At 68.2% G+C, this 21,712-nt stretch carries 21 protein-coding genes and 3 pseudogenes; 16 read left to right on the forward strand and 8 right to left on the reverse strand.

All coding sequences use genetic code 11. The features are described 5' to 3' along the window. Positions 1 to 162: 162 nt before the first annotated feature. The 6 genes from AVHM3334_RS09430 to AVHM3334_RS09455 all read left to right on the forward strand — a co-directional run bounded on the left by AVHM3334_RS09430 (position 163) and on the right by AVHM3334_RS09455 (position 6,300). Complete coding sequence (locus AVHM3334_RS09430) at positions 163 to 1,389, forward strand: ABC transporter ATP-binding protein (protein WP_284411688.1); 1,227 nt, start codon at positions 163 to 165, stop codon at positions 1,387 to 1,389. An 11-nt stretch (positions 1,390 to 1,400) separates the two neighbouring features. After that, a complete protein-coding gene (locus tag AVHM3334_RS09435) occupies positions 1,401 to 2,684 on the forward strand; it encodes an ABC transporter substrate-binding protein (protein WP_284411690.1) in 1,284 nt (427 codons plus the stop codon). A gap of 89 nt (positions 2,685 to 2,773) precedes the next feature. Continuing rightward, on the forward strand, positions 2,774 to 3,697 hold the full coding sequence (locus AVHM3334_RS09440) for an ABC transporter permease (RefSeq protein ID WP_284411692.1): 924 nt from the start codon (positions 2,774 to 2,776) through the stop codon (positions 3,695 to 3,697). A gap of 92 nt (positions 3,698 to 3,789) precedes the next feature. Next, positions 3,790 to 4,686, forward strand: a complete 897-nt coding sequence (locus AVHM3334_RS09445) for an ABC transporter permease (RefSeq protein WP_284411693.1) — start codon at positions 3,790 to 3,792, stop codon at positions 4,684 to 4,686. Further along, positions 4,683 to 5,480 carry a GntR family transcriptional regulator gene (locus tag AVHM3334_RS09450; protein WP_502869887.1) on the forward strand — a complete coding sequence of 266 codons (798 nt, stop codon included), beginning with the start codon at positions 4,683 to 4,685 and terminating at the stop codon, positions 5,478 to 5,480. The genes AVHM3334_RS09445 and AVHM3334_RS09450 overlap by 4 nt, the downstream gene beginning before the upstream one ends. Positions 5,481 to 5,526: 46 nt before the next feature. Beyond that, a complete protein-coding gene (locus AVHM3334_RS09455) occupies positions 5,527 to 6,300 on the forward strand; it encodes an aspartate/glutamate racemase family protein (protein WP_284411807.1) in 774 nt (257 codons plus the stop codon). Between the two features lie 135 nt (positions 6,301 to 6,435). On the opposite strand, the gene AVHM3334_RS09460 is transcribed toward AVHM3334_RS09455, so the two are convergent. Further along, positions 6,436 to 7,764 (reverse strand): MFS family transporter, encoded by a 1,329-nt coding sequence (locus AVHM3334_RS09460; RefSeq protein WP_284411694.1) that lies wholly within the window; start codon positions 7,762 to 7,764, stop codon positions 6,436 to 6,438. Here AVHM3334_RS09460 and AVHM3334_RS09465 point away from each other — a divergent pair. Continuing rightward, a complete protein-coding gene (locus tag AVHM3334_RS09465; protein ID WP_284411696.1) occupies positions 7,763 to 9,214 on the forward strand; it encodes a DUF533 domain-containing protein in 1,452 nt (483 codons plus the stop codon). The genes AVHM3334_RS09460 and AVHM3334_RS09465 overlap by 2 nt on opposite strands. A gap of 129 nt (positions 9,215 to 9,343) precedes the next feature. On the opposite strand, the gene nth is transcribed toward AVHM3334_RS09465, so the two are convergent. Then, the gene (nth, locus tag AVHM3334_RS09470) at positions 9,344 to 10,021 is read right to left on the reverse strand and encodes an endonuclease III (RefSeq protein WP_284411698.1); all 678 of its coding nucleotides are present in this window, start codon (positions 10,019 to 10,021) and stop codon (positions 9,344 to 9,346) included. 244 nt (positions 10,022 to 10,265) lie between these two features. On the opposite strand from nth, the gene AVHM3334_RS09475 reads away from it, so the two are divergent. The 6 genes from AVHM3334_RS09475 (at position 10,266) to AVHM3334_RS09500 (ending at position 15,668) form a co-directional block, all read left to right on the forward strand. Next, a complete protein-coding gene (locus tag AVHM3334_RS09475) occupies positions 10,266 to 10,580 on the forward strand; it encodes a hypothetical protein (protein WP_284411700.1) in 315 nt (104 codons plus the stop codon). A 10-nt stretch (positions 10,581 to 10,590) separates the two neighbouring features. Beyond that, positions 10,591 to 10,725: a hypothetical protein gene (locus tag AVHM3334_RS09480; RefSeq protein ID WP_284411702.1), complete on the forward strand. Its 135-nt coding sequence runs from the start codon at positions 10,591 to 10,593 to the stop codon at positions 10,723 to 10,725. Between the two features lie 97 nt (positions 10,726 to 10,822). After that, positions 10,823 to 12,955, forward strand: coding sequence for a prolyl oligopeptidase family serine peptidase (locus AVHM3334_RS09485; RefSeq protein ID WP_284411704.1), 2,133 nt, complete (start codon positions 10,823 to 10,825; stop codon positions 12,953 to 12,955). Between the two features lie 117 nt (positions 12,956 to 13,072). Beyond that, complete coding sequence (locus AVHM3334_RS09490) at positions 13,073 to 14,269, forward strand: aminotransferase-like domain-containing protein (RefSeq protein ID WP_284411809.1); 1,197 nt, start codon at positions 13,073 to 13,075, stop codon at positions 14,267 to 14,269. Positions 14,270 to 14,378: 109 nt separating this feature from the next. Beyond that, on the forward strand, positions 14,379 to 14,597 hold the full coding sequence (locus AVHM3334_RS09495) for a SlyX family protein (protein ID WP_284411705.1): 219 nt from the start codon (positions 14,379 to 14,381) through the stop codon (positions 14,595 to 14,597). A 66-nt stretch (positions 14,598 to 14,663) separates the two neighbouring features. Continuing rightward, on the forward strand, positions 14,664 to 15,668 hold the full coding sequence (locus AVHM3334_RS09500; protein ID WP_284411708.1) for an aldo/keto reductase: 1,005 nt from the start codon (positions 14,664 to 14,666) through the stop codon (positions 15,666 to 15,668). Between the two features lie 26 nt (positions 15,669 to 15,694). On the opposite strand, the gene AVHM3334_RS09505 is transcribed toward AVHM3334_RS09500, so the two are convergent. Next, on the reverse strand, positions 15,695 to 17,005 hold the full coding sequence (locus tag AVHM3334_RS09505) for a DEAD/DEAH box helicase (RefSeq protein ID WP_284411709.1): 1,311 nt from the start codon (positions 17,003 to 17,005) through the stop codon (positions 15,695 to 15,697). 227 nt (positions 17,006 to 17,232) lie between these two features. Between AVHM3334_RS09505 and AVHM3334_RS09510 the strand changes: the two genes are divergently transcribed. Beyond that, the gene (locus AVHM3334_RS09510) at positions 17,233 to 17,592 is read left to right on the forward strand and encodes a translation initiation factor Sui1 (RefSeq protein ID WP_284411711.1); all 360 of its coding nucleotides are present in this window, start codon (positions 17,233 to 17,235) and stop codon (positions 17,590 to 17,592) included. 17 nt (positions 17,593 to 17,609) lie between these two features. Then, a complete protein-coding gene (locus AVHM3334_RS09515) occupies positions 17,610 to 17,846 on the forward strand; it encodes a DUF3820 family protein (protein ID WP_284411811.1) in 237 nt (78 codons plus the stop codon). A 27-nt stretch (positions 17,847 to 17,873) separates the two neighbouring features. On the opposite strand, the pseudogene AVHM3334_RS09520 reads toward AVHM3334_RS09515, so the two are convergent. Together AVHM3334_RS09520 and AVHM3334_RS09525 are read right to left on the reverse strand one after the other, a co-directional pair. Continuing rightward, a pseudogene (locus tag AVHM3334_RS09520) lies at positions 17,874 to 18,548 on the reverse strand (ArgP/LysG family DNA-binding transcriptional regulator); the annotation flags it as partial. Further along, positions 18,524 to 18,685, reverse strand: coding sequence for a hypothetical protein (locus AVHM3334_RS09525; RefSeq protein ID WP_284411819.1), 162 nt, complete (start codon positions 18,683 to 18,685; stop codon positions 18,524 to 18,526). The gene AVHM3334_RS09525 and the pseudogene AVHM3334_RS09520, both read right to left, overlap by 25 nt. A gap of 24 nt (positions 18,686 to 18,709) precedes the next feature. Between AVHM3334_RS09525 and AVHM3334_RS09530 the strand changes: the two are divergent. Further along, positions 18,710 to 19,336: pseudogene (locus AVHM3334_RS09530) on the forward strand (SDR family NAD(P)-dependent oxidoreductase); the annotation flags it as partial. A gap of 104 nt (positions 19,337 to 19,440) precedes the next feature. Here the strand turns inward: AVHM3334_RS09530 and AVHM3334_RS09535 are convergent. The 3 genes and pseudogenes from AVHM3334_RS09535 to AVHM3334_RS09545 all read right to left on the reverse strand — a co-directional run. After that, a pseudogene (locus AVHM3334_RS09535) lies at positions 19,441 to 19,827 on the reverse strand (MetQ/NlpA family ABC transporter substrate-binding protein); the annotation flags it as partial. A 111-nt stretch (positions 19,828 to 19,938) separates the two neighbouring features. Continuing rightward, entirely contained in the window at positions 19,939 to 20,658 is a 720-nt protein-coding gene (gene serB, locus AVHM3334_RS09540) for a phosphoserine phosphatase SerB (RefSeq protein WP_284411713.1), read from the reverse strand. A 132-nt stretch (positions 20,659 to 20,790) separates the two neighbouring features. Next, positions 20,791 to 21,663 carry a Bug family tripartite tricarboxylate transporter substrate binding protein gene (locus tag AVHM3334_RS09545; RefSeq protein WP_284411715.1) on the reverse strand — a complete coding sequence of 291 codons (873 nt, stop codon included), beginning with the start codon at positions 21,661 to 21,663 and terminating at the stop codon, positions 20,791 to 20,793. Positions 21,664 to 21,712 lie beyond the last annotated feature (49 nt).

Consider the following 21,712-nt stretch of genomic DNA (forward strand, 5'->3'; position numbering starts at 1 on the left):
TACGTTATTTGCATAAAAATCACGTAACCACCGAACAAATGGCGCCCTTGGTGCCTTCAGTCGCCACAGCGGTGCATTGGCGGCTTTGGCGCCCCGTTTTGTATACAAAACGGGGTGAAAACCGTATTCCAGCCTGGCACAGCCTTTGCGTAGTGCCTTGTCATGGACGCCACTCCCCACCCCTCGGCCCCCGCCGCCATCGAGATCGTTGCGCTGACCAAGCGGTACGCGCAGGGCAAGCCTGCTGTCGATGGCATCGATCTGCGCATTGCCAGCGGCAGCTACTGCTGTCTGCTGGGGCCTTCGGGCTGCGGCAAGAGCACCACGCTGCGCATGATCGCGGGGCACGAGTCGGTGACCAGCGGCGATGTGCTGCTGGAAAACCGCAACATCACGGATCTGCCAGCGGCTGCGCGGGGCACGGCGATGATGTTCCAGAGCTTCGCGCTGTTTCCCCACCTGTCCGCGCTGGACAACGTGGCGTTCAGTCTCAAGATGAAGGGCCTTGGCAAGGCCGAGCGGCAGGGCCGGGCGCGGGCGCTGCTGGAGCGCGTGGCGATGGGGCATCTGGCCGACCGCAAGCCGGCCGAGCTGTCGGGCGGGCAGCAGCAGCGCGTGGCGCTGGCGCGGGCGCTGATCACCGAGCCGCGAGTCCTGCTGCTGGACGAGCCGCTGTCGGCGCTCGACCCGTTCCTGCGTATCCAGATGCGGGCCGAGCTACGGCGCTGGCAGAAGGAATTGGGGCTGACGTTCATCCACGTGACCCATTCGCAGGAAGAGGCGATGGCCCTGGCCGACACCATGGTGGTGATGAACCATGGCCGCATCGAGCAGGTGGGCTCTCCGCACGAGGTCTACAACCGGCCCGCGAGCGAGTTCGTGGCGCGGTTCATGGGGGGGCACAACGTGATCGCGACACCGGCCGGCAAGGTGGGCGTGCGCACCGATCACTTGCAGATCGCTTCCGTGGGCGAAGCGTTGCCGGCAGGCTCCAGCCACATGGGCGCGGTGGTGACCGACGTGGAGTACCAGGGCACCTATGTGCTGCTCGGCCTGCAGGACGAGGGCGCCGTGGTGTCGTCCAGCACCACCGCCGCGTACTCCGTGATGGTGTCCGAGGCCGCCTATGCGGCCCGTCCCTATCGGGTGGGCGATGCCGTGCGCCTGCACTGGCAGCCTGAGCGCGCGCATCCGCTGGAGCCAGGGGCCGGCGCGGAGGCCCGTGTGCATCGGCCCCGGCATTCATGGCCCCTGCCGCGGTGGCGGCCTGAGGCCCTGAGCGGCGCAATCCTCGTGGCCGTCCCCGGTTTCAACCCTTTCTCTTTCGCTTTTTCGCCCTTCTGTCCGTCCTTCCTTTTTCGTCTCCCCCGTGCCTCTGTCTCAACCTAGGAGCTTTCACCATGTCCGATGCGCTTTCCGAATCCCACGCTGCCCCGTCGTCCGCCGTGCAGCGCCGCTCGCTGCTCAAGGGCACGGCCGGCATCCTGGCCGCCGGCATGTTTCCGGCCATCCATGCGCAGGAAAAGATCGTGCTGCGCTACCTGGGCACGGCGGTGAACCAGGACAAGGCCATCGCTGAAAAATTCAAGGCGGACACGGGCATCGAGATCCAGTACGTGGCCGTGACCACGGACGACGTGACCAAGCGCGCCGTGACCGCGCCCAACAGTTTCGACCTGATCGATACCGAGTATTTTTCGCTCAAGAAGATCGTGCCCACCGGCAACCTGAAGGGCATCGATACCAAGCGCATCAAGAACGCCGACAAGATCACTCCGCTGTTCACCACCGGCATGGTGGGCGGCAAGGCGGTGGGCGATCAGGGCACCGCGCCCAAGAAGGTGATCTATCTCGAAGGTGAAAAGAGCAAGGTGTTCGCCAAGAGCCCGACGCAGTTCATGAGCCTGATTCCCACCGTGTACAACGCCGACACGCTGGGCATTCGCCCCGACCTCATCAAGCGCCCCATCGATTCGTGGGCGGAGCTGCTGAACCCCGAGTTCAAGGGCAAGACGGCCATTTTGAACATTCCTTCGATCGGCATCATGGACGCGGCGATGGTGGTCGAGGCCATGGGCCTGTACAAGTACCCCGACAAGGGCAACATGACCAAGAAGGAGATCGACCTCACGATCAAGACCTTGATCGAAGCCAAGCGCGCCGGCCAGTTCCGCGCGCTGTGGAAGGACTTCAACGAGTCGGTCAACCTGATGGCCTCGGGCGAGGTGGTGATCCAGTCCATGTGGAGCCCGGCCGTGACGGCCGTTCGCACCAAGGGCATCGCCTGCAACTTCCAGCCGCTCAAGGAAGGCTACCGCGCCTGGGCCGCGGGCTTCGGCCTGCCGGCCACGCTGTCGGGCAAGAAGCTCGATGGCGCCTACGAGTTCATCAACTGGTTCCTCGACGGATGGGCGGGCGCTTACCTCAACCGCCAGGGCTACTACAGCGCCGTGCTGGAGACCGCCAAGGCCAAGATGGAAGCCTACGAGTGGGCCTACTGGATGGAAGGCAAGCCCGCCACGCAGGACATCAAGAGCCCCGGTGGCGATCTGCTGGCCAAGGCCGGCAGCGTGCGCGACGGTGGCAGCTACGAATCGCGCATGGGCGGCATCGCGTGCTGGAACGCGCTGATGGACGAGAACAACTACATGGTCCAGAAATGGAATGAGTTCGTCGCGGCCTGACCGATGAAACCGGGCGGCATCCGCAGCCCGGGCCCATCGATCGGCCCGTCTCAGAAGCCCTTCTTCCCTTCAGCACGTTCCACCGCACCATGAGCCCTCCTTCGACCTCCCATACCGCCGCCGTGGCCGCCGTGGCCGCCGCGCCCGGCCGCGGCATCGCGGCCTGGTGGCAGGCTGCGCCCTTCACCGCGGTGTTCGTGCTGTTCTTTCTGGTTCCGCTCGGGCTCATCCTGATGGTGAGCTTCTGGGACTTCAACGAATACGAACTGCTGCCCGGCTTCACGTTCAAGAACTATCTGTCGATCTTCGAGGGCTGCGGCGACACGGCCGACCTGTGCACCACGCTGCGCACCTACCTGTCCACCCTCAAGTTCAGCCTGCTGGTGTGGGGCATCACGCTGGTGCTGGGCTTTGCGGTGGCGTACTTCCTGGCCTTCCACGTGCGCTCGCCGGGCATGCAGACGCTGCTGTTCGTGCTGTGCACCATCCCGTTCTGGACGTCGAACGTGATCCGCATGATCTCGTGGGTGCCGCTGCTGGGGCGCAACGGCCTGGTGAACCAGACGCTCATCGACCTGCACCTGATCCAGACGCCCATCGAGTGGCTGTTGTTCTCCGACTTTTCCGTGGTGCTGGCCTTCGTGCACCTGTACACCATGTTCATGATCGTGCCGATCTTCAACAGCATGATGCGCATCGACCGCAGCCTGCTGGAGGCCGCGAACGACTCGGGCGCCTCGGGCTGGCAGACGCTGTGGAACGTGATCGTGCCGCTGTCGCGCACCGGCATCATCATCGGTTCGATCTTCGTCATCACCATCGTCATGGGCGACTTCGTCACCATCGGCGTGATGGGCGGGCAGCAGATCGCCTCGGTGGGCAAGATCATCCAGGTGCAGACCTCTTACCTGCAGTTTCCGCTGGCGGCGGCCAACGCCGTGATCCTGCTGGCGGTCGTGCTGATGATCATCTACGGCCTGACGCGGCTCGTGGACATCCGCAAGGAGCTTTGAGCCATGGCCGTTCACGCAAGCATTCCCCGCTCCGCGGTGCCCCGCGCGGGCATCTCCCCTTTCGTCCCTGCCTCGGCATGGAGGGCCCTGCCATGAAAACCCGCCTGCGCGAGCCGCGCCCGCTCAGCTTCTGGCTGCTGGCAACCGTGTTCGTTCTGTTCGTGCTGTTCATGTACGGCCCCATGCTGGTCATCTTCGTGCTGAGCTTCCAGGGCCCCGGGGGCGGGCTGACCTTTCCGATGCGCGGCCTGTCGCTGCACTGGTTCCGCCAGTTGGCCGAGGGGCTCGGTGTGGTGGACATCGGCGCGGCGCTGCGGCGCTCGCTGGGACTGGGGCTGGCCGTGATGGCCTGCACCGTGGTGCTGTCGGTGCTGGCGGGCCTGGCCTTTCGCAAGCGGCTGGCGGGCGGCAACACGCTGTTCTTCGTGGTGGTGGCCAGCCTCATCATGCCGTCCATCATCGTGTCGCTGGGCATCGGGCTGGAGTTCCGCCTGATCGATTCGGCCATCAAGGCGGTGCTGGGCTGGCTGGGCTTGCAGGAGACGCTGGAGGGCTTCGGCACCTCGCTGGGCCTGTTCACCTCGGCGCTCGGCGCGCACCTCACGTGGACGCTGCCGTTCGGCCTGCTCATCATGTTCGCGGTATTCAACCGCTTCAACCCGGCGTATGAAGAGGCCGCGCGGGACCTGGGCGCCACGCCCTGGCAGGGCTTCGCGCACGTGGTGCTGCCGCTGGTGGCGCCGTCGGTGGTGGGCATCGGCATGTTCGGCTTCACGCTGAGCTGGGACGAAATCGCCCGCACCTCGCAGGCCATCGGCGACGTGAACACGCTGCCGCTGGAACTGCAGGGCCTGACATCGACGGTGACCACGCCGTCGATCTACGCGCTGGGCACGCTGACCACGGTGGTGTCGTTCGTGGTGATGGGGCTCACGCTGGCGCTGGTGTGGCTGCTCGGGCGCGGGCGGCGGGCGAGGGCGGGCGAATGAAGGCCCCTGCGCCGTCCAGGCGTGCGGCCCGTCAGCCCGGCGCCGTGCTGCCAGCGCCCCATGCCGCCGTGGTGCCTGCGGCCCATGCCGACGATGGCCTGCTGACCGACAACGACATGTACGAGCGCATGGTGTCGGCCATCCTGGACCACCGGCTGCCGCCCGGCACCAAGCTGGTGGAGGACAAGCTGGCCACGGCCTTCGGCGTCTCGCGCACCCGCGTGCGGCCGGTGCTGGTGCGGCTGGCGGGCGAGCAGGTGGTCACCCTCACGCCGCGCCGCGGCGCCTCCATCGCGCAGCCCACGGTGCAGGAGGCACGCGAAGTGTTCGAAGCCCGGCGCCTGATCGAACCGCGCCTGGTGTCGCTGTTCGTGGAAACCGCCACCGCGCAGGACGTGGCCTGGCTGGTGCAGAGCGTGGCCGACGAAGAGGCCGCGCGCCGGGCGGGCGACATGCGCCGGGCGATCCGGCTTTCGGGGGACTTTCACCTGCACATCGCGCAGGCGGCCGGCCACCAGACGCTGGGGCGCATCCTGCGCGAGCTGGTGTCGCGCACCTCGCTCATCCTCATGACCTACAGCCCCAGCCATGCGCAGGCCCGCGAAGAGGCCACGGCCTGCGGCTGCCGCGAGCACCGTGCGCTGATCGACGCGATCCGCCTGCGCGATGCGGGCGAGGCCGCGCGCCGCATGCTGGACCACCTGGCCCGCATCGAATCGCAACTCGAATTCACTCCGCCCCAAAACGAGGCGCCCGATCTGGTGCAACTGCTCGGCCTGGGCCGCGCGGCCTGACACCGGCACGACCGGCCCCGGCATGGCCGACACCGAAAAGAACCGCATGCGCCAGTTGCTCGTCATCAACCCCAACACCTCGGCCAGCGTGAGCGCGCTGCTGCAGCGCCACGTGCAGGCGGCTGCCGGCTCGCACGTGCAGGTGCGCACGGCCACGGCGCGGTTCGGCGCCCCCTACATCGCGTGCGAGGCCAGCTATGCGGTGGCCTCGCACGCGGCGCTGGATGCCTGGGCCGCGGCGCTGGCGGACGGTGGCAGCGCGCCCGATGCGGTGCTGGTCGGCTGCTTCGGCGATCCGGGCCTGATGGCGCTGCGCGAGAGCAGCCCCGTGCCGGTGACCGGCCTGGCCGAGGCGTCGTTCATCACCGCAGCGCGGCATGGCCGTTTCGGCATCGTCACGGGTGGCGAGCGCTGGGGGCCGATGCTGCAACGCCTTGCCCAGGCGCTGGGGCATGCGCCCATGCTGGCGGGCATTCACACCGTGGCGCCCACTGGCGCGCAACTGGCGGCGGACCCCCCTGCGGCGCGGGCGCTGCTCGCCCACGCCTGCCGCGACGTGGTGCGGCAGATGGGCGTGCAGGCCGTCATCCTGGGCGGCGCAGGCCTGGCCGGAATGGCGGGCGCCGTTCAGCCCGAGGTGGGCGTGCCGGTGATCGACAGCGTGGTGGCGGGCGCGCAATGGGCGCTGCGCACGCCCGCATTGCCGAGCGAGCGCGCGCAGCCCCGGTGCGACGTGGCCTGGGAACGGGTGTCGCCCGAGCTGGCTGCGCTGGGGCTGGCGCCGCCGATGGCCGTGTTGACCCCGCCGAACCAGGCATAGGTGGGCGGGTTCAGCACGAGCGGCGCCGCCAGGGCGAGCCGGCTGGCGGGGACCTTAAAAGTTTGAATTCGGCGGCTCGGGCGCTCGGCGGCAGAGGGCGCTGGGCGACGCGCTTGCGCGCCGGCCCCGTCGCTCTCAATGGTCGTGGTGCAGGTAGCTCGCCTGGCGCGGCAGGCGCAGGCTGACCACGAACGCCAGCACCATCATTCCCGTCACGTACCAGAAGAACGCCGTCTCATGGCCAATGGACTTGAGCCCCAGCGCCACGTATTCGGCCGAGCCGCCGAAGATCGCGTTGGCCACGGCGTAGGCCAGGCCCACGCCCAGCGCGCGCACTTCGGGCGGGAACATCTCGGCCTTCACGATGCCGCTGATGGAGGTGTAGAAGCTCACGATGGCCAGGGCCAGCGCGATCAGCACGAAGGCGACGTAGGGGCTGGTCGTGTGCTGCAGGGCCGTGAGGATGGGCACGGTGGCCAGGGCGCCCAAAGCGCCGAACAGCAGCATGTTGTTGCGCCGGCCGATGCGGTCCGACAGCGCCCCGAACAGCGGCTGCATGCACATGTACACGAACAGCGCGCACGTCATCACGTAGCTGGTGGTCTTGATCGGCAGGCCCACGGTGTTCACCAGGTACTTCTGCATGTAGGTGGTGAAGGTGTAGAAGATCAGCGAGCCGCCGGCCGTGTAGCCCAGCACGGTGAAGAAGGCCGCCTTGTGGTGGCGGAACAGCCCGCCCATGGTGCCGGCCTCCTTGTTCTGCCTGGCGGCGTCGGTCTGCGTCTCGTGCAGGGTGCGGCGCAGCAGCAGCGCGACCACGGCCGAGATGGCGCCGATCACGAAGGGAATGCGCCAGCCCCAGGCTCTGAGCTCGGCCTCGCTCAACAGCGTCTCCAGGACCACGATGACCAGCACGGCCAGCAGTTGCCCGCCGATCAGCGTCACGTATTGGAACGAGGAGAAGAAGCCGCGCTGCCCGCGCAGCGCCACCTCGCTCATGTAGGTGGCGGTGGTGCCGTATTCGCCGCCCACCGACAGCCCCTGGAACAGGCGGCACATCAGCAGCAGGAAGGGCGCCCACGCGCCGATGGCGGCATAGGTGGGCAGGCCGGCGATGACCAGGGAGCCCGCGCACATCATGGTGACCGAAATCAGCATCGAGGTCTTGCGCCCGTACTTGTCGGCGATGCGCCCGAACAGCCAGCCACCGATGGGCCGCATGAGAAAGCCCGCGGCGAACACGCCGGCGGTGTTCAGCAACTGGGCGGTGGGATCGGATTTGGGGAAGAACGCCGGCGCGAAGTAGAGCGCCGAGAAGGCATACACGTAGAAGTCGAACCATTCGACGAGGTTGCCCGAGGAGGCCGCCATGATCGAGAAGACGCGGTGGCGTTTCTCTTCGGCGGTATAGGCGCGTGGCGCCGGTGCGTCGGCCTCGGCCGTGGGTGTGGCGGGTGCGGTCATGGAAGACGAGCCTTTCTGGGCCGCATGCGGGCGCGTGCGGCAGGGTGTTGTTGTGGCAGGCCGCATTGTCGTGCGGGCGACGAAGTGCCGCTGTCAGCAAAATCCGGCATCGCTGGCCGCCGGCCTTGAAAACCGGCCGTTCGCACCGAAATGCGGTGCGGAGTCGGCGCGGCTGCCAAAGTGGCTGCGCACCCTTTTCCTCTGCAAAACCCAAGCACACAGCGCAGCGGGAACCGGATCGGCAGCGAGCCCGTCACCTGCCGGGCCCAGCGCCGGTCCTGTCCGTCTCCCCCCTCGTATTCACGTTTTTTGCCGACCCAAGGAAACCCGATCCATGCAGCCAGAACACACCCGCGCCGTCATGGCCATCAGCCTGATGGCCGCCTTTGCCGACGAACACAAGGACGAGCGCGAGCGCGAGCATCTGCGCGAGATGGCGGAGTCGCTCAGTGCGGGCACCGGCCTGGACCTGATGAAGCTCTACCAGGACGTCCTGCTGAAGCGCGTGCGCATCGAAGACGCCGCGCAGGCGCTCGATACCCCGTCCCTGCGCCAGCTCGCCTATGAAATGGCCGTGGGCGTGTGCGATGCCGACGGCGTGTGCAACGCGCAGGAAAAGGCGTTCCTGCAGCGCCTGGCCACCGCCCTGCAGATGGCGCCCGACGAGGCCGCCGCCGTGGTGCGCGATGCCGACGCGCTGGCTGCCGCCCCGTTGCGCGATGCCGACGCGCTGGCTGCCGCCCCGTTGCGCGATGCGCCCATTGCGTCACAGGCTGCATCACAGGCCGCGCCGACGGACTGGGCAGAGCCTTCCTCCTTCACCACGGCCGGGGCGGGTGCCGCCGCCGCGGTGGCCGCAGGGGCCGCGGCGGTTGCCGCCCCCGGGGGCGTGCTGGCACCGGTGCCCGCCGGCACGCCGGCACCGGCCACCGATGTCCATTCCGCCGAGATCGACTCCATGGTGATGAACGCCGCCATCCTCAACGGCGCGCTGGAACTGCTGCCGCAGTCGCTCGCCTCCATGGCCATCATTCCGCTGCAGACGCGGCTGGTGTACCGCATCGGCAAGCTGTACGGCTATGAGCTGGACAAGGGCCACATCACCGACTTTCTCGCCACGGTGGGCGTGGGGCTGACCTCGCAGTACGTGGAGCAGTTCGGCCGCAAGCTGGTCGGCGGCCTGCTGGGCAAAATGATGGGCGGCATGGGCCGCGCGGTGGGCAGCGCCGCCACCGGCTCGGCGTTTTCGTTCGCCACGACGTACGCGCTGGGCAAGGTGGCGCAGCGCTACTACGCCGGGGGCCGCACGCTGGGCAAGGACGCGCTCAAGGCGTCGTTCTCGCGCACGGCGGAAGAGGCCCGCAACCTGCAGCAGCGCTACACCCCGCAGATCCAGGAGAAGGCCAGGGGCCTGGACGTGGGCAAGCTGCTGCGCGAACTGCGCGCCTGAGTGTGAACCTTGCCGAGGCGCCGGTCGTTACTGGCGCGCAGGACGGTTCGAGCCAGGCGGTGCGGCCTTTCCACCAGGGTGAGGTGATGGCTATCGTGCTATTGATTTAATAGCAACATCCCCTAGTACTTATTGCGGTGGAGGCACTTTTGATGCAGAGCCTTCTTGCCAGGGCGCAGGCGTCTTCGGCTGGTAGTCGCAGTACTGCGTCACCACGCATTCCCAGCAGCGCGGCTTGCGGGCCTGGCACACATAGCGGCCCAGCAGGATCAGCCAGTGGTGCGAATCCACCGCGTACGCCGGGGGCACGCGCTTCATGAGTTGCAGTTCCACCGCCAGCGGGTTCTTGCCCGGCGCGAGTCCCGTGCGGTTGCTGACCCGAAAGATGTGCGTGTCCACCGCCATGGTGGGCTGGCCGAAGGCCACGTTCAGCACCACGTTGGCGGTCTTGCGGCCCACGCCGGGCAGGGCCTCCAGCGCCTCGCGCGTGCGGGGCACCACGCCGCCGTGCTGCTCGACCAGGATGCGGCAGGTCGCCATCAGGTGCCGGGCCTTGCTGCGGTAAAGGCCGATGGTCTTGATGTAGCCCTCCAGCCCCTCCAGTCCCAGGTCGAGAATGGCTTGCGGCGTGCCCGCCACCGGAAACAGCTTGCGCGTGGCCTTGTTCACCCCCACGTCGGTCGCCTGGGCCGACAGCAGCACGGCGGCCAGCAACTCGAACACGGTGGTGTATTCCAGCTCGGTGTTGGGCATCGGGTTGGCGGCCTTCAGCGTGGCGAAGAAGGGTTCGATCAGCGCAGTCTTCATGGGGGTCTTTTCGTCGGGAGGGGCGGGCAGGCGCAGGCAAGCCCGCATTGTCCCGCAGCCGGCCGCGCTGTCGTGCGTGGCCGCGAGGCGCCGCGGCAGTTAGCTTTTGATGGGGATTCGACCCGCACCGGCGCAATTTTTACGATGTTTTTACGCCGCGGCTCCTAGACTGCGGCGCATGTTCCACCCGCTGCCCGCCACCCTTCGCCGATCCGCGAAACGCCCCGTGGCGCCGAGCCGTTCCATGCCGCCCTCCACCCCATTCCCAGGCCTGCACCGCGTGGCCTTCGCTCCGCGGCCGCCGGCCGACAGCGACATCGTGGCGTTGCCGCTGCGCGTGTTCCATACCGACGTGCTGGAGGCTCGCCGATCACTGCACCGCATCCTGGGCACACGGCTGCAAGGCTATGCCGTGGATGTGCAGGCGGCGCGGCATTGCATTCGCGTGTCCCTGCACGTGCGCCGCGGCGAGCTGGCCACCTGCCTGCGCCTGCTGACCGCCAGCATGCCGCGCGCGGAGTTCGGCCGCATCGCCAGGCCCTCCCATTGGATGCACTGACCGGCCGGCCATGAACGGCGTCGCACTCCAGGTTCTGCTGGCCTGGCTCGTCATCTTTCTGCCGCTGGGCGCGGCGGGGTACCTGGTGTGGTGGCTCGACCGCGCTCGTGCGTCTCCCCGCGCCACGGAACGCCCGCTGGAGTGAACCAAAATCCCTGACCCGGCATGGGCCCAACCGGGTGCGGGGAGAATCAGCGGGCCCCGGCATCGCCGGCCCGCAACGCACCGCCCCGAAGGAATCCATGCCCGAACCCACGCAGCCCGCAGAACTCCCCGTTGACGATCCCGTGCAGGACGAAGACCCCTACCTGTGGCTGGAAGCGGTGGACAGCGACCGGGCCCTGGCCTGGGTGCGCGAGCGCAATGCCCATTCCGAAGCGGTGCTGACGGCCCGGCCCGAATACGCCCCCACGCGCGAGCAGCTGCTGGGCATTCTCGATGCGCAGGACCGCATTCCGAGCGTGGTGCGCCGCGCGCAGTGGCTCTACAACCTGTGGCAGGACGGCCACCACCGGCGCGGCCTGTGGCGGCGCACCACGCTGGCCGAATACCGACAGCGCGAGCCCGCCTGGGAGACCGTGCTCGACCTGGATGCGCTGGCCGAGGCCGAGGGAGAGAACTGGGTCTGGGGCGGCGCCGAAGTGCTGGGGCCGGCATACCGCCACGCGCTGGTGTCGCTCTCGCGCGGCGGGGCCGACGCCACGGTGATCCGCGAATTCGATCTGACGACGCGGCAGTTCGTCGAAGGCGGCTTTCACTTGCCCGAGGCCAAGTCGGACCTGGGCTGGATCGATGCGGATACGGTGTACGTGAGCACCGATTTCGGCGAGGGCTCGATGACCGAATCGGGCTATCCGCGCATCGTCAAGCGCTGGCGGCGGGGCACGCCGCTGGCCGATGCGGTGACCGTGTTCGAGGGCGAGGTTTCGGACGTGGGCGTAGGGGTCGGCGTGGACACCACGCCCGGCTTCGAACGCACCGTGTTCACCCGCATGATCGACTTCTACCGCCACGAGGTCTGGCTGGCCGAAGGCCCCGTGGCTGCGCCCCCGGCACCCGTGCGGCTCGATGTGCCGGACGATGCCATTCCCGACTTCCTGCGCGGCACGCTGCTGCTGCAGCTGCGCAGCGACCTGGTGCTGGGCGAACAGCGCTTCGTCGCCGGCTCGCTGCTGCATGCCGACGCCGCGGCATGGCTGCGCGGCGAGCGCGTTGCCGCGGCGCTGTTCACGCCCACCGACGCGCGGTCGCTGGCCGGCTACGACACCACGCGCGATCACGTGCTGCTGCAGGTGATGGACAACGTGGCCGAGCGGCTGGAGCTGTGGCACCGCACGGGCGCAGACACCGGCCCCTTCACGGGCCGCACGGTGGATACGCCGTTCCCCGGCCAACTGGGCGTGACGTCGCTGTACGACCCGCTGCTGGCCGACGATCCGCTGGCCGAGCACTACCTGCTGTCGTACACCGACTTCATCACGCCGGGCTCACTGTTCCTGGCCAGCACCGCCCAGGATGAGCGCGAATGGCTCAAGGCCGGTGCGGCGCGCTTCGACGCCCAGGGCATGCGCACCGAGCAGTGCTTCGCCACCTCGGCCGACGGCACGCGCGTGCCGTACTTCGTGCTCTGGCCGCGCGGTGCGCAGGCCGATGGCCGCAACCCCACGCTGGTGTATGGCTACGGGGGCTTCGAGCAGGCTCTCACGCCCTGGTACGCCGCCGACTACGGCCGCGCGTGGTGCGAGAAGGGCGGCGTGTTCGTGGTGGCCAACCTGCGCGGCGGCGGAGAGTTCGGCCCCGCATGGCACCAGGCCGCGGTGCGCGAGCACAAGCAGCGCAGCTACGACGACCTGATCGCGGTCGCGCAAGACCTGATCGCGCGCGGCGTGACGCAGCCCCGCCACCTGGGCATCCAGGGCGGCAGCAACGGCGGGCTGCTGGTCGGCGCGGTCATGGTGCAGCGGCCCGATCTCTTCAACGCGGTGGTGTGCCAGGTGCCGCTGCTGGACATGCGCCGCTATCACATGCTGCTGGCCGGGGCCTCCTGGATGGCCGAGTACGGCGATCCCGACGATCCGGCCGACTGGGCCTTTCTGGCGCAGTACAGCCCCTACCACCGGGTGCGCCCCGACGCGCGCTACCCGCGCGTGCTCTTCACCACATCGACGCGCGACGACCGGGTGCACCCCGGCCATGCACGCAAGATGGCCGCGCGCATGCTGGCGCAGGGGCACGACCTGCTGTATTACGAAAACACCGAAGGCGGCCACGGCGGCGCGGCCGACAACGCGCAGCGCGCGCACCTGCTGGCGCTGGAATTCGCCTACCTCTGGCAGCAACTGGGGGTATCGCCGGGCACATCGCCGAGCGCATAGCTTTGGCGCAGCGGCAGGCCCCCGGCTGAGCCGGCCGGGCCTGACCCGCCACACGCAGGAAAACAGCGTGCGGATTTGGCGACAATCGCACCCAGAAAGTGAGACCCGACCATGCCCTTGCAATTCGCCGACCGACTGAACAACGTAGAGACCTCCGCCATCCGCGAGCTTTTCAAGCTGCTGGGCAAGCCCGGCATCATCAGCTTTGCCGGGGGGTTTCCGGACAGCGCCATGTTCGATGTGGACGGCATCCGCGAGGCATCCAACCAGGCCCTGGCCGAAGAGCCGGGCGCGGCGCTGCAGTACGGCGCCACCGAGGGCTACAACCCCTTGCGCGAGCAGCTGGCGGCCTTCATGGGCTCCAAGGGCGCCCAGGCCGTGGCTGCCGACAACCTCATCGTGACCACCGGCAGCCAGCAGGCGCTGGACTTGCTGGGCAAGACGCTCATCAGCCCCGGTGACAAGGTGATCGTCGAAGGCCCCACCTTCCTGGCCACCATCCAGTGCTTTCGCCTCTATGGCGCCGAACTCATCAGCGCGCCGGTCGATGGCGAGGGCGTGCAGACCGACGCGCTCGAAAAGCTCATTGCCGAGCATCACCCCAAGTTCGTCTACCTCATTCCCACCTTCGGCAACCCCAGCGGTGCGCTGCTGAACCTGGAGCGCCGCAAGAAGGTGCTGGAGATGGCCGCCCGCTACCAGACGCTCATCGTCGAGGACGACCCCTACGGCGACCTGTACTTCGGCGAGGCACCGCCTCCCAGCCTGCTGGCACTGTCGGCCCAGGTGCCCGGCAGCCGCGATCTGCTGGTGCACTGCGGCTCCCTGAGCAAGGTGCTGAGCCCCGGCCTGCGCGTGGGCTGGCTCATCGCCCCGGCCGAGCTGCTGGCCAAGGCCACCATGTGCAAGCAGTTCAGCGATGCGCACACCAGCACGTTCGCGCAGGCCACGGCCGCCCAGTACCTCAAGGCCGGCCGCATGCCCGCCACGCTGGCCAAGGTGCGTGCGGTGTATGCCGAGCGCGCGCAGGCCATGGGCGATGCGCTGCGCAAGGAACTGGGCGACGCCATCGAGTTCGTGCAGCCGCAGGGCGGCCTTTTCGTCTGGGCCCGCCTCACCGGCGCGCGGGGGCAGGTGGCGGACGGCAATGTGCTGGCCAAAAAAGCCATCGAGCAGGGCGTGGCCTTCGTGCCGGGCACGCCGTTTTTCTGCGCGCACCCCGACCACGCCACACTGCGCCTGTCGTTCGCCACGGCCGATGTGGACAAGATCCGCGAGGGCGTGGCGCGCCTGGGGCAGGCGGTGCGCGCCTGAGCGCCAGGCCGGCCGCCACCATGGGCCAAAGACACCAGGGGCGCTTCGGCGCCCTTTCTTTTTGCCCGGGCTTGCGCGCGGGGCCGGGGCGATCGGTTTCAATAGCGGGATGCCAGACACCCATTCCACCGAAAACCGCCTGAACGAGCTGGAGATCAAGGCCAGCTACACCGAAGACATGCTGGACCAGCTCAACCTCACCATCTATCGGCAACAGCAGCAGATCGACCGGCTGATGGCCGAAGTGCTGCAATTGCGCCAGCAGATCCCCGAGGGCGGCGGCGCGGGCGTGCGCAACCTGCGCGACGAACTGCCACCGCACTACTGACCGGGCGACGGCGCTCTGCCGTTTTTTCGCTTTCGTTCCCTTTTTTCTCATCGAAAGGTTTTTGCCATGCAATACCGCCGCCTTGGCCGCAGCAACCTGAAAGTCTCCGCCCTTTGCCTGGGCACCATGATGTTCGGCGACCAGACCGGGCGCGACGAGGCGGCTTTCATCGTGGCCGATGCGCGCGAGCGCGGCGTGAACTTCATCGACACGGCCGACGTGTACACGCGCGGCGCTTCGGAAACCATGCTGGGCGAACTGCTCAAGGGCCAGCGCCACGACTGGGTGCTGGCGACCAAGCTGGGCAACAAGATGTCCGACCGCGTGAACGAGGCGCAGTATTCGCGCACCTGGATGCTGCGCGAGGTGGATGCCAGCCTGGCCCGCCTGCAGACCGACCACGTGGACATTCTTTACCTGCACCGCGACGAAAACGGCATGGACCTGCAAGAGCCGCTCTTCGCCATCGACGCGCTGCTGCGTGCCGGCAAGATCCGCTACTGGGGCGTGTCCAACTTCCGCGCCTGGCGCATCACCGAACTGGTGCACCTGGCGGCGCGCATCGGCATGCCCGGGCCGGTGGTGTGCCAGCCGTACTACAACTTGCTCAACCGAATGCCCGAGGTGGAAATCCTGCCGGCCTGCGAGCACCATGGGGTCGGCGTCGTGCCCTATAGCCCGGTGGCGCGCGGCGTGCTCACCGGCAAGTATCTGCCGGGCCAGCCGCCGGCCGAGGGCACGCGTGCCGCGCGCGGTGACAAGCGCATGGCCGAGACCGAGTTCCGGGAAGAATCGCTGCAGATCGCACAGCGGTTGAAAGGCCATGCCGAGGAGCGCGGCGTGACGCTGGCGCAGTTCGCCACGGCCTGGGTGCTGGCACACCGCGCGGTGAGCTCGGTCATCGCCGGCCCGCGCACGCTCGCGCAGTGGCAGGACTACGCGCCCGCGCTCGGCGTGGCCATCACTGTTGAGGACGAAGCACTGATCGACGAACTGGTCGCGCCGGGCCACCCGTCCACGCCGGGCTTCACCGATCCGGCCTACCCGCTGTACCCCCGCACCCGCAGCTGACCTGGGGGGCGGAAGCGGGGGCTGCGTCAGTCGTCCGTACCGCCGTCGCCGCTGTCGTTGCCGTCGTTGTCGGTGGCGCCGTCGTCGCCTTGCCGGGCCGCGGCCGCCGCCCGCAATTTGTCTTTTTTACTGGGGCGCTTGCCCTTGATGCCGCCATTGCCCGAAGGGGCCTCGGGTGCGGTTTCGGTGGGTTCGAACCCTGGAATCAGCTCAAGCGGCAGATTCAGGCGCTGGCGCTTTTCGATCAGCCGCCAATGCGCTTCGGTGCTGCCGCTCACGAAGCTCACGGCCGTGCCGGCTTCGCCCGCGCGGCCGGTGCGGCCGATGCGGTGCACATAGTCGGTGACGGAGCGGGGCAGGTCGAAATTGACCACCACGGGCAACTGCGCGATGTCGATTCCGCGTGAAGCCAGGTCGGTCGTCACCACCACCTGCCAGCGATCGTCCTTGAACTCCTGCAGCACCTGCTTGCGCGCTCCCTGGCTCAACCCGCCGTGGAAGGGCGAGGCGAAGATGCCGGCTTGGTAGAGCTTTTCGGCGACATGCTCGGCCGCGTACTGCGTGGCTACGAACACCAGCACCCGCGACCACTCATGGGTCTTAACCAAATGCCGCAGCAACTGCGTGCGCCGGCCCGGGTCCACCGCGATGGCCCGTTGCGCGATGTCGGGCGTGGTCTCGGGTGTGTGGGCCACTTCGATGCGCACGGGTTCGCGCAGCAACCCGTCGGCCAGCGCCGCCACGGCCGGCGCGAAGGTGGCCGAAAAAAGCAGGTTTTGCCGCTGGCCGGGCAGCAGCGCCAGCACGCGGTTCAGTTCGTCGGCAAAGCCCAGGTCGAGCAGGCGGTCGGCCTCGTCGAGCACCAGGGTCTGCACGGCGGACAGCGCCAGTGCGTTGTGGTCCACCAGGTCCAGCAGCCGGCCCGGCGTGGCCACGACGATGTCGGCCCCGCTGCGCAGGCCCATCATCTGCGGATTGATCGATACGCCGCCGAACACCACCGCGACCGCCAGACGCTGGGGCAGCAGGTGTCGCGCCAGGTCGCGCATGACTTCGCCGACCTGTTCCGCCAGCTCGCGGGTGGGCACCAGCACCAGTGCGCGAACGCGGCGTGCATCCCGGCCGGGCTGGGCCATGGCATGCGGCAGGCACTGCTGCAGCAGCGGCAGGGCGAAGGCGGCCGTCTTGCCCGAGCCCGTCTGCGCGCAGGCCCGCACGTCGGCACCGCTCAGCACGGCCGGAATGGCCTCGGCCTGGACCGCCGTGGGCGTGGTGAATCCCATCGCGTCGGCAGCGTGGGCAAGGGCGGGCGAGAGGCCGAGAGAGGCAAAAGGCATGGCAGGCGCGCATGGGAGCGCGTAAGAGAGCAACCCGCGATTGTGCCGCCCCAGGCCGGCACGCGGATAATTCGCGGTTTTTGCAGCCTCGTGATTGCTGCGCCAGGCAGACGCCGTTGGCCTGGCGAGCCTGCTGACCATTCATCGCCAGACGCCATGATTTCGATTGCTCCAACGCCCACTTTCACCTTCCAGCTCGCGGCGGTTGCCGTTTCCGGGGGGCTGCCATGCGCTTGAGCGACCTGGGCGGGCTCGTCTACTCGACCGATGCGGGGCGCATGTGCCCGGGCTGCCGCAAACCCGCCGCGCAGTGCGAGTGCCGATCGGCCCGCCCGGCGCCGGCCGGCGACGGCATCGTGCGCGTTTCGCGGGAGACGAAAGGCCGGGGCGGCAAGGCGGTGACGCTGGTCAAAGGCATGGCGCTCGACGAGGCCGCGCTCGCGCTACTGGGCAAGCAGCTCAAGGCAGCGTGCGGCAGCGGCGGCACGGTGAAGGACGGCGTGATCGAGGTGCAGGGCGACCACGTGGACCGCGTGATGGAAGCGCTTCGCCAGCGGGGCCACACCGTCAAGCGGGCAGGGGGCTGATGGGCATGAACCCGGCCATGGACGTGGAGCAGCTGCAGCGCCTTCTGACGGTACAGATGCCGTATGGCAAATACAAAGGCCATGCCATCGCGGACCTGCCCGGCAATTACCTGAACTGGTTCGCCCGCGAAGGCTTTCCGCGCGGCGATCTGGGCCGGCTCCTGGCGCTGATGCACGAGATCGATCACAACGGCCTGTCGGCCCTGCTGGAGCCGCTGCGCGCTGGCAATCATCAGCCCGCTCGCCGCAGTTGAGCGGGCCGGACGCTGCCCGAGGCCCGCTCAGGCGCCTTCGTGCAACGCGTCGAGGGGCGGAGCCGCTCCATCTCTCAGCCACGCGGTGGCCGCATCCATCACGCAACGCGTCAACCGCGCAAGCCCGGCCTGCGCCGACCGCGGAAGCGCCCAGTACAGCGGCACGTCCAGCGCCGCGCCGGGGCACAGTTCCACCAGCGTGCCGTCGGCCAGCTGCCGCTTGATGAGCACGGTGGGGTGCATTCCCCAACCCATGCCGACCTCGCAACTGCGCAAGAAACCCTGGTTGGAAGGCATGAAATGCCGGGGCGGGTGCCGGCGCGAGGCGAGGCCCTGGCGCTGCAGCCATTGGTCCTGCAGCCGGTCGTTTCGGCCATAGACCATCATGGGAGCGAGCGCTGCGGTCTCGGGCGTGACGCCATCACGAAAATAGCGCGCGACGAACTCCGGGCTGCCGACCGCCACGTAGTGCATGGCGCCCAGCGGCCAGATGTTGCAGCCCGCGATGCTGCCCGCGCTGGCCGTGACGGCGGCGATCACTTCGCCTTCGCGCAGCCGCTGGGCGGTGTGCTCCTGATCGTCGATGCGAATGTCCAGCAGCTCGTTGCCACCTGCGGTAAAGGCCGTCATCGCGTCCATGAACCAGGTCGACAGCGAGTCGGCATTCACCGCCAGCTTCAACGTGGGCGCCGTGCGGCGACCAAGGTGCCTCCATCGTTGGAGATGAGCGGCCCTTGCACTTCCACCTCGAACTCGCGCCCGTTCTGCGTGTATTCCCAGCGGTAGAGGTTGCCGCACAGCCGCACACCCAGGCTGGCTTCCAGCTTGCGGACCGTCAACTTCACACCCCAAAGGAACATCCCATGAGCTCACTGACAGGCAAGGTCGCGATCGTCACCGGTTCGTCCAAAGGCATCGGCGCGGGAATCGCCGAGCGGCTGGCGGCGGACGGCGCGGCCGTCGTCGTGAACTACGCCACCAGCGCGGACGGTGCGGACGCCGTCGTGCGCCGCATCGTTGCCGCGGGAGGCCGTGCCGTCGCGGCGCAGGCCGACCTCTCGCAACCCTCGCAGATCCAGCCATTGATCGACGCCGCGCTGGCGAACTTCGGGCGGCTGGACATCCTGGTGAACAACGCCGGCATCTACCGCATGGACTCGCTGGACACCGTGACGGCGGACAGCATCGACGCGCATTTCACGCTCAACGTGCGAGGCCTGTTGCTCACCACGCAGGCCGTAGCGCGCGTGCTGAAAGAAGGCGGCGTCGTGGTCAACATCAGTTCGGGCCTGGCCAAGAGCCCGTATCCCGTGGTGCATGCCTATGCATCCACGAAGGGCGCCGTCGATACGCTGACGCGTTCGCTGGCCATCGAACTCGGGCCGCGCAAGATTCGCGTGGTGGGCATCGCCCCGGGCTTCGTGAAGACGGAAGGCAGCGCCGATGCCCCCCAGGCAATGATCGACATGCTGGTCGGCAAGACACCGCTCGGCCGTCACGGTTTCCATGACAAACGATGGCCGTCCGCCAACGAGGCGGCCCGCATCGCCCTCGTGCAGGGCGTGCGGGCCGGCAATGCCACGGTGGCCCGTGTTCAGAACGCGGGAACGACGGCGCCCTGGTATTTGTCCTGGATGAATTTCTTGACCTTGGGTGTGTGCAGTGCCTTCACCAGTTTTTGGATGCTGGGGTCGTTGGCACGGTCGGCGCGAGCCGCCACGAGGTTGGTGTACGGCGAATCGGCGCCTTCGATGAAGAGCGCGTCCTTCGTCGGATTGAGCTTGGCCTCGATGGCGTAGTTGGTGTTGATCAGGGCCAGGTCCACATCCTGCAGCGCGCGGGGCAGCAAGGCGGCTTCGAGTTCGCGGAACTTCAGCTTCTTCGGGTTCTTGGCGATGTCGATCGGCGTGGCGGTGATGTTCTTCGGATCCTTCAGCTCGATCAGTCCTTGCTTTTGCAGCAGGTTCAGCGCGCGCCCTGCGCCTTGAGCTGTGGTTTGACGAAGTTGAGGATCTCGGCGTGCGGCACCGCCGTGGCGGCGACCTTCAGCACGGCATCGGCGGCGTGGGCGCCCAGGGCGAATGCAGCCGGTTCAGCGCAGCACTTCCAGCAACCGGTCCAGCCCGCCTTCGTTGATCGCCACGTTGGCCTGCGCGCGCACCGTCGGCTTGGCGTGGTAGGCCACCGACAGCCCCGCCACCCCCATCATCGGCAGGTCGTTGGCGCCGTCGCCCACGGCGATGGTTTGCGAGGGAGAAATCCCCATCAGCGAAGCCACTTCCAGCAGCGTGCGGCGCTTTTCCGCGCCGTCGCAGATGTCGCCCCAGGGCTGATCCACCATGCGGCCGGTGAGTTGGCCGCCTTCCGCCTCCAGCACGTTGGCCCGCGACAGGTCGATGCCCAGGCCCGCGCGCACGCGGTCGGAAAAGAAGGTGAACCCGCCCGAGACCAGCAGCGTCGTCAGCCCGGCGGCCTTGGCGGCGGTGATGAGCGTCTGTGCGCCAGGGTTGAAGCGCAGGCGTTCGGTGAAGACGCGCTCCAGATGGCCCATTTCCACGCCGCGCAGCAGGGCCACGCGCTGGCGCAGGCTTTCCTTGTAATCGGTGATCAGCCCCTGCATGGCGGCTTCGGTGATGGCGGCCACCTCGGCCTTACGGCCTGCGGCGTCGGCGATCTCGTCCACGCATTCGATGTTGATGAGCGTCGAGTCCATGTCGAACGCGATCAGTTTGTAGTCCGACAGGGATTGCGGGACGGTCAGGCCTTGAACGACAAGGCCTGGAGCGAATTCGGTGGCGGCACGCTGGGACATGGGCATTGAAAAGCAAAGGAAAGAACGAAGAAAGGGAGGCGAAGGGAGCCAGCAGACCCGCCCGCCGCGCGCGGCCATGGCCGGGGCGCAGGGGGATTATCCCCAGCTCCCGTGCTGCCCCGGGCGCCGGCCTCACTGAGGCGTCAGTCCGGCCGCCTTCACCAGCTCGGCGTGCAGCTTCGTTTCCGCCGCGATGCCGTCCTGCAGTTGCCGGGTGGTGCCCGGCGCTACTTCGATGCCGTTGGCCGCCAGCTTGGCTTGCGTTTCGCCGGTCAGGGCGGCGTGGGCCGCGCCGCGCAGCCGGTCGATGATGGGCTGCGGCGTTTTGGCCGGCGCCAGCAGGCCGACCCAGGCGGAGAGTTCCATCTGCGGCACGCCGCTTTCCGCCATGGTCGGCACCTGCGGCAGCACCGCCGAACGCTGCGCGCTCATCAGCGCCAGCGCATGCAGCTTGCCCGACTGGATGTGCGGCAGCGCTTCCGGCAGCACCGCGAACATCAGGTCCACATTGCCGGCCAGCGTGTCGTTGATGGCCGGCGCGCCGCCTTTGTACGGCACATGCAGCATGCTCGATTGCGTGCGGGTGCCGAACATCAGCGCCGCCAGGTGCTGCGGGCTGCCGTCGCCCGACGATGCGTAGGTCAACCGGCCCGGCACGGCGCGTGCGGCCTGCAGCACGGCGGCCACGGTGGGGTATTTCTGCGCATCGCGGGCCACCAGCACCATGGGCTGGTTCACCAGCTTGGTGATGGGCACGAAGTCGGCCTGCGGGTCGTAAGGCAGCGTCTTGAAGATGCTTTGGTTGGTGGTCAGGAACGAAGCGGGCGACACCATGAGCGTGTAGCCATCCGGCGCGGCGCGCGCCACCATCGGCGTGCCGATCTGGCCGGACGCACCGGCCTTGTTGTCCACCACGAAGGGCTGGCCCAGTTCGGCCGCCATCTTCTGGCTCACCATGCGCGCGATCATGTCGGCGCTGCCGCCCGCCGGCAGCGCGACGATCACCTTGACGGGCCGGTCGGGATAGGTGCCCCAAGCAATTCCTGCACCCGTC

It is taken from the genome of Acidovorax sp. SUPP3334 (assembly GCF_030159055.1).
Classification (GTDB): domain Bacteria; phylum Pseudomonadota; class Gammaproteobacteria; order Burkholderiales; family Burkholderiaceae_C; genus Paracidovorax.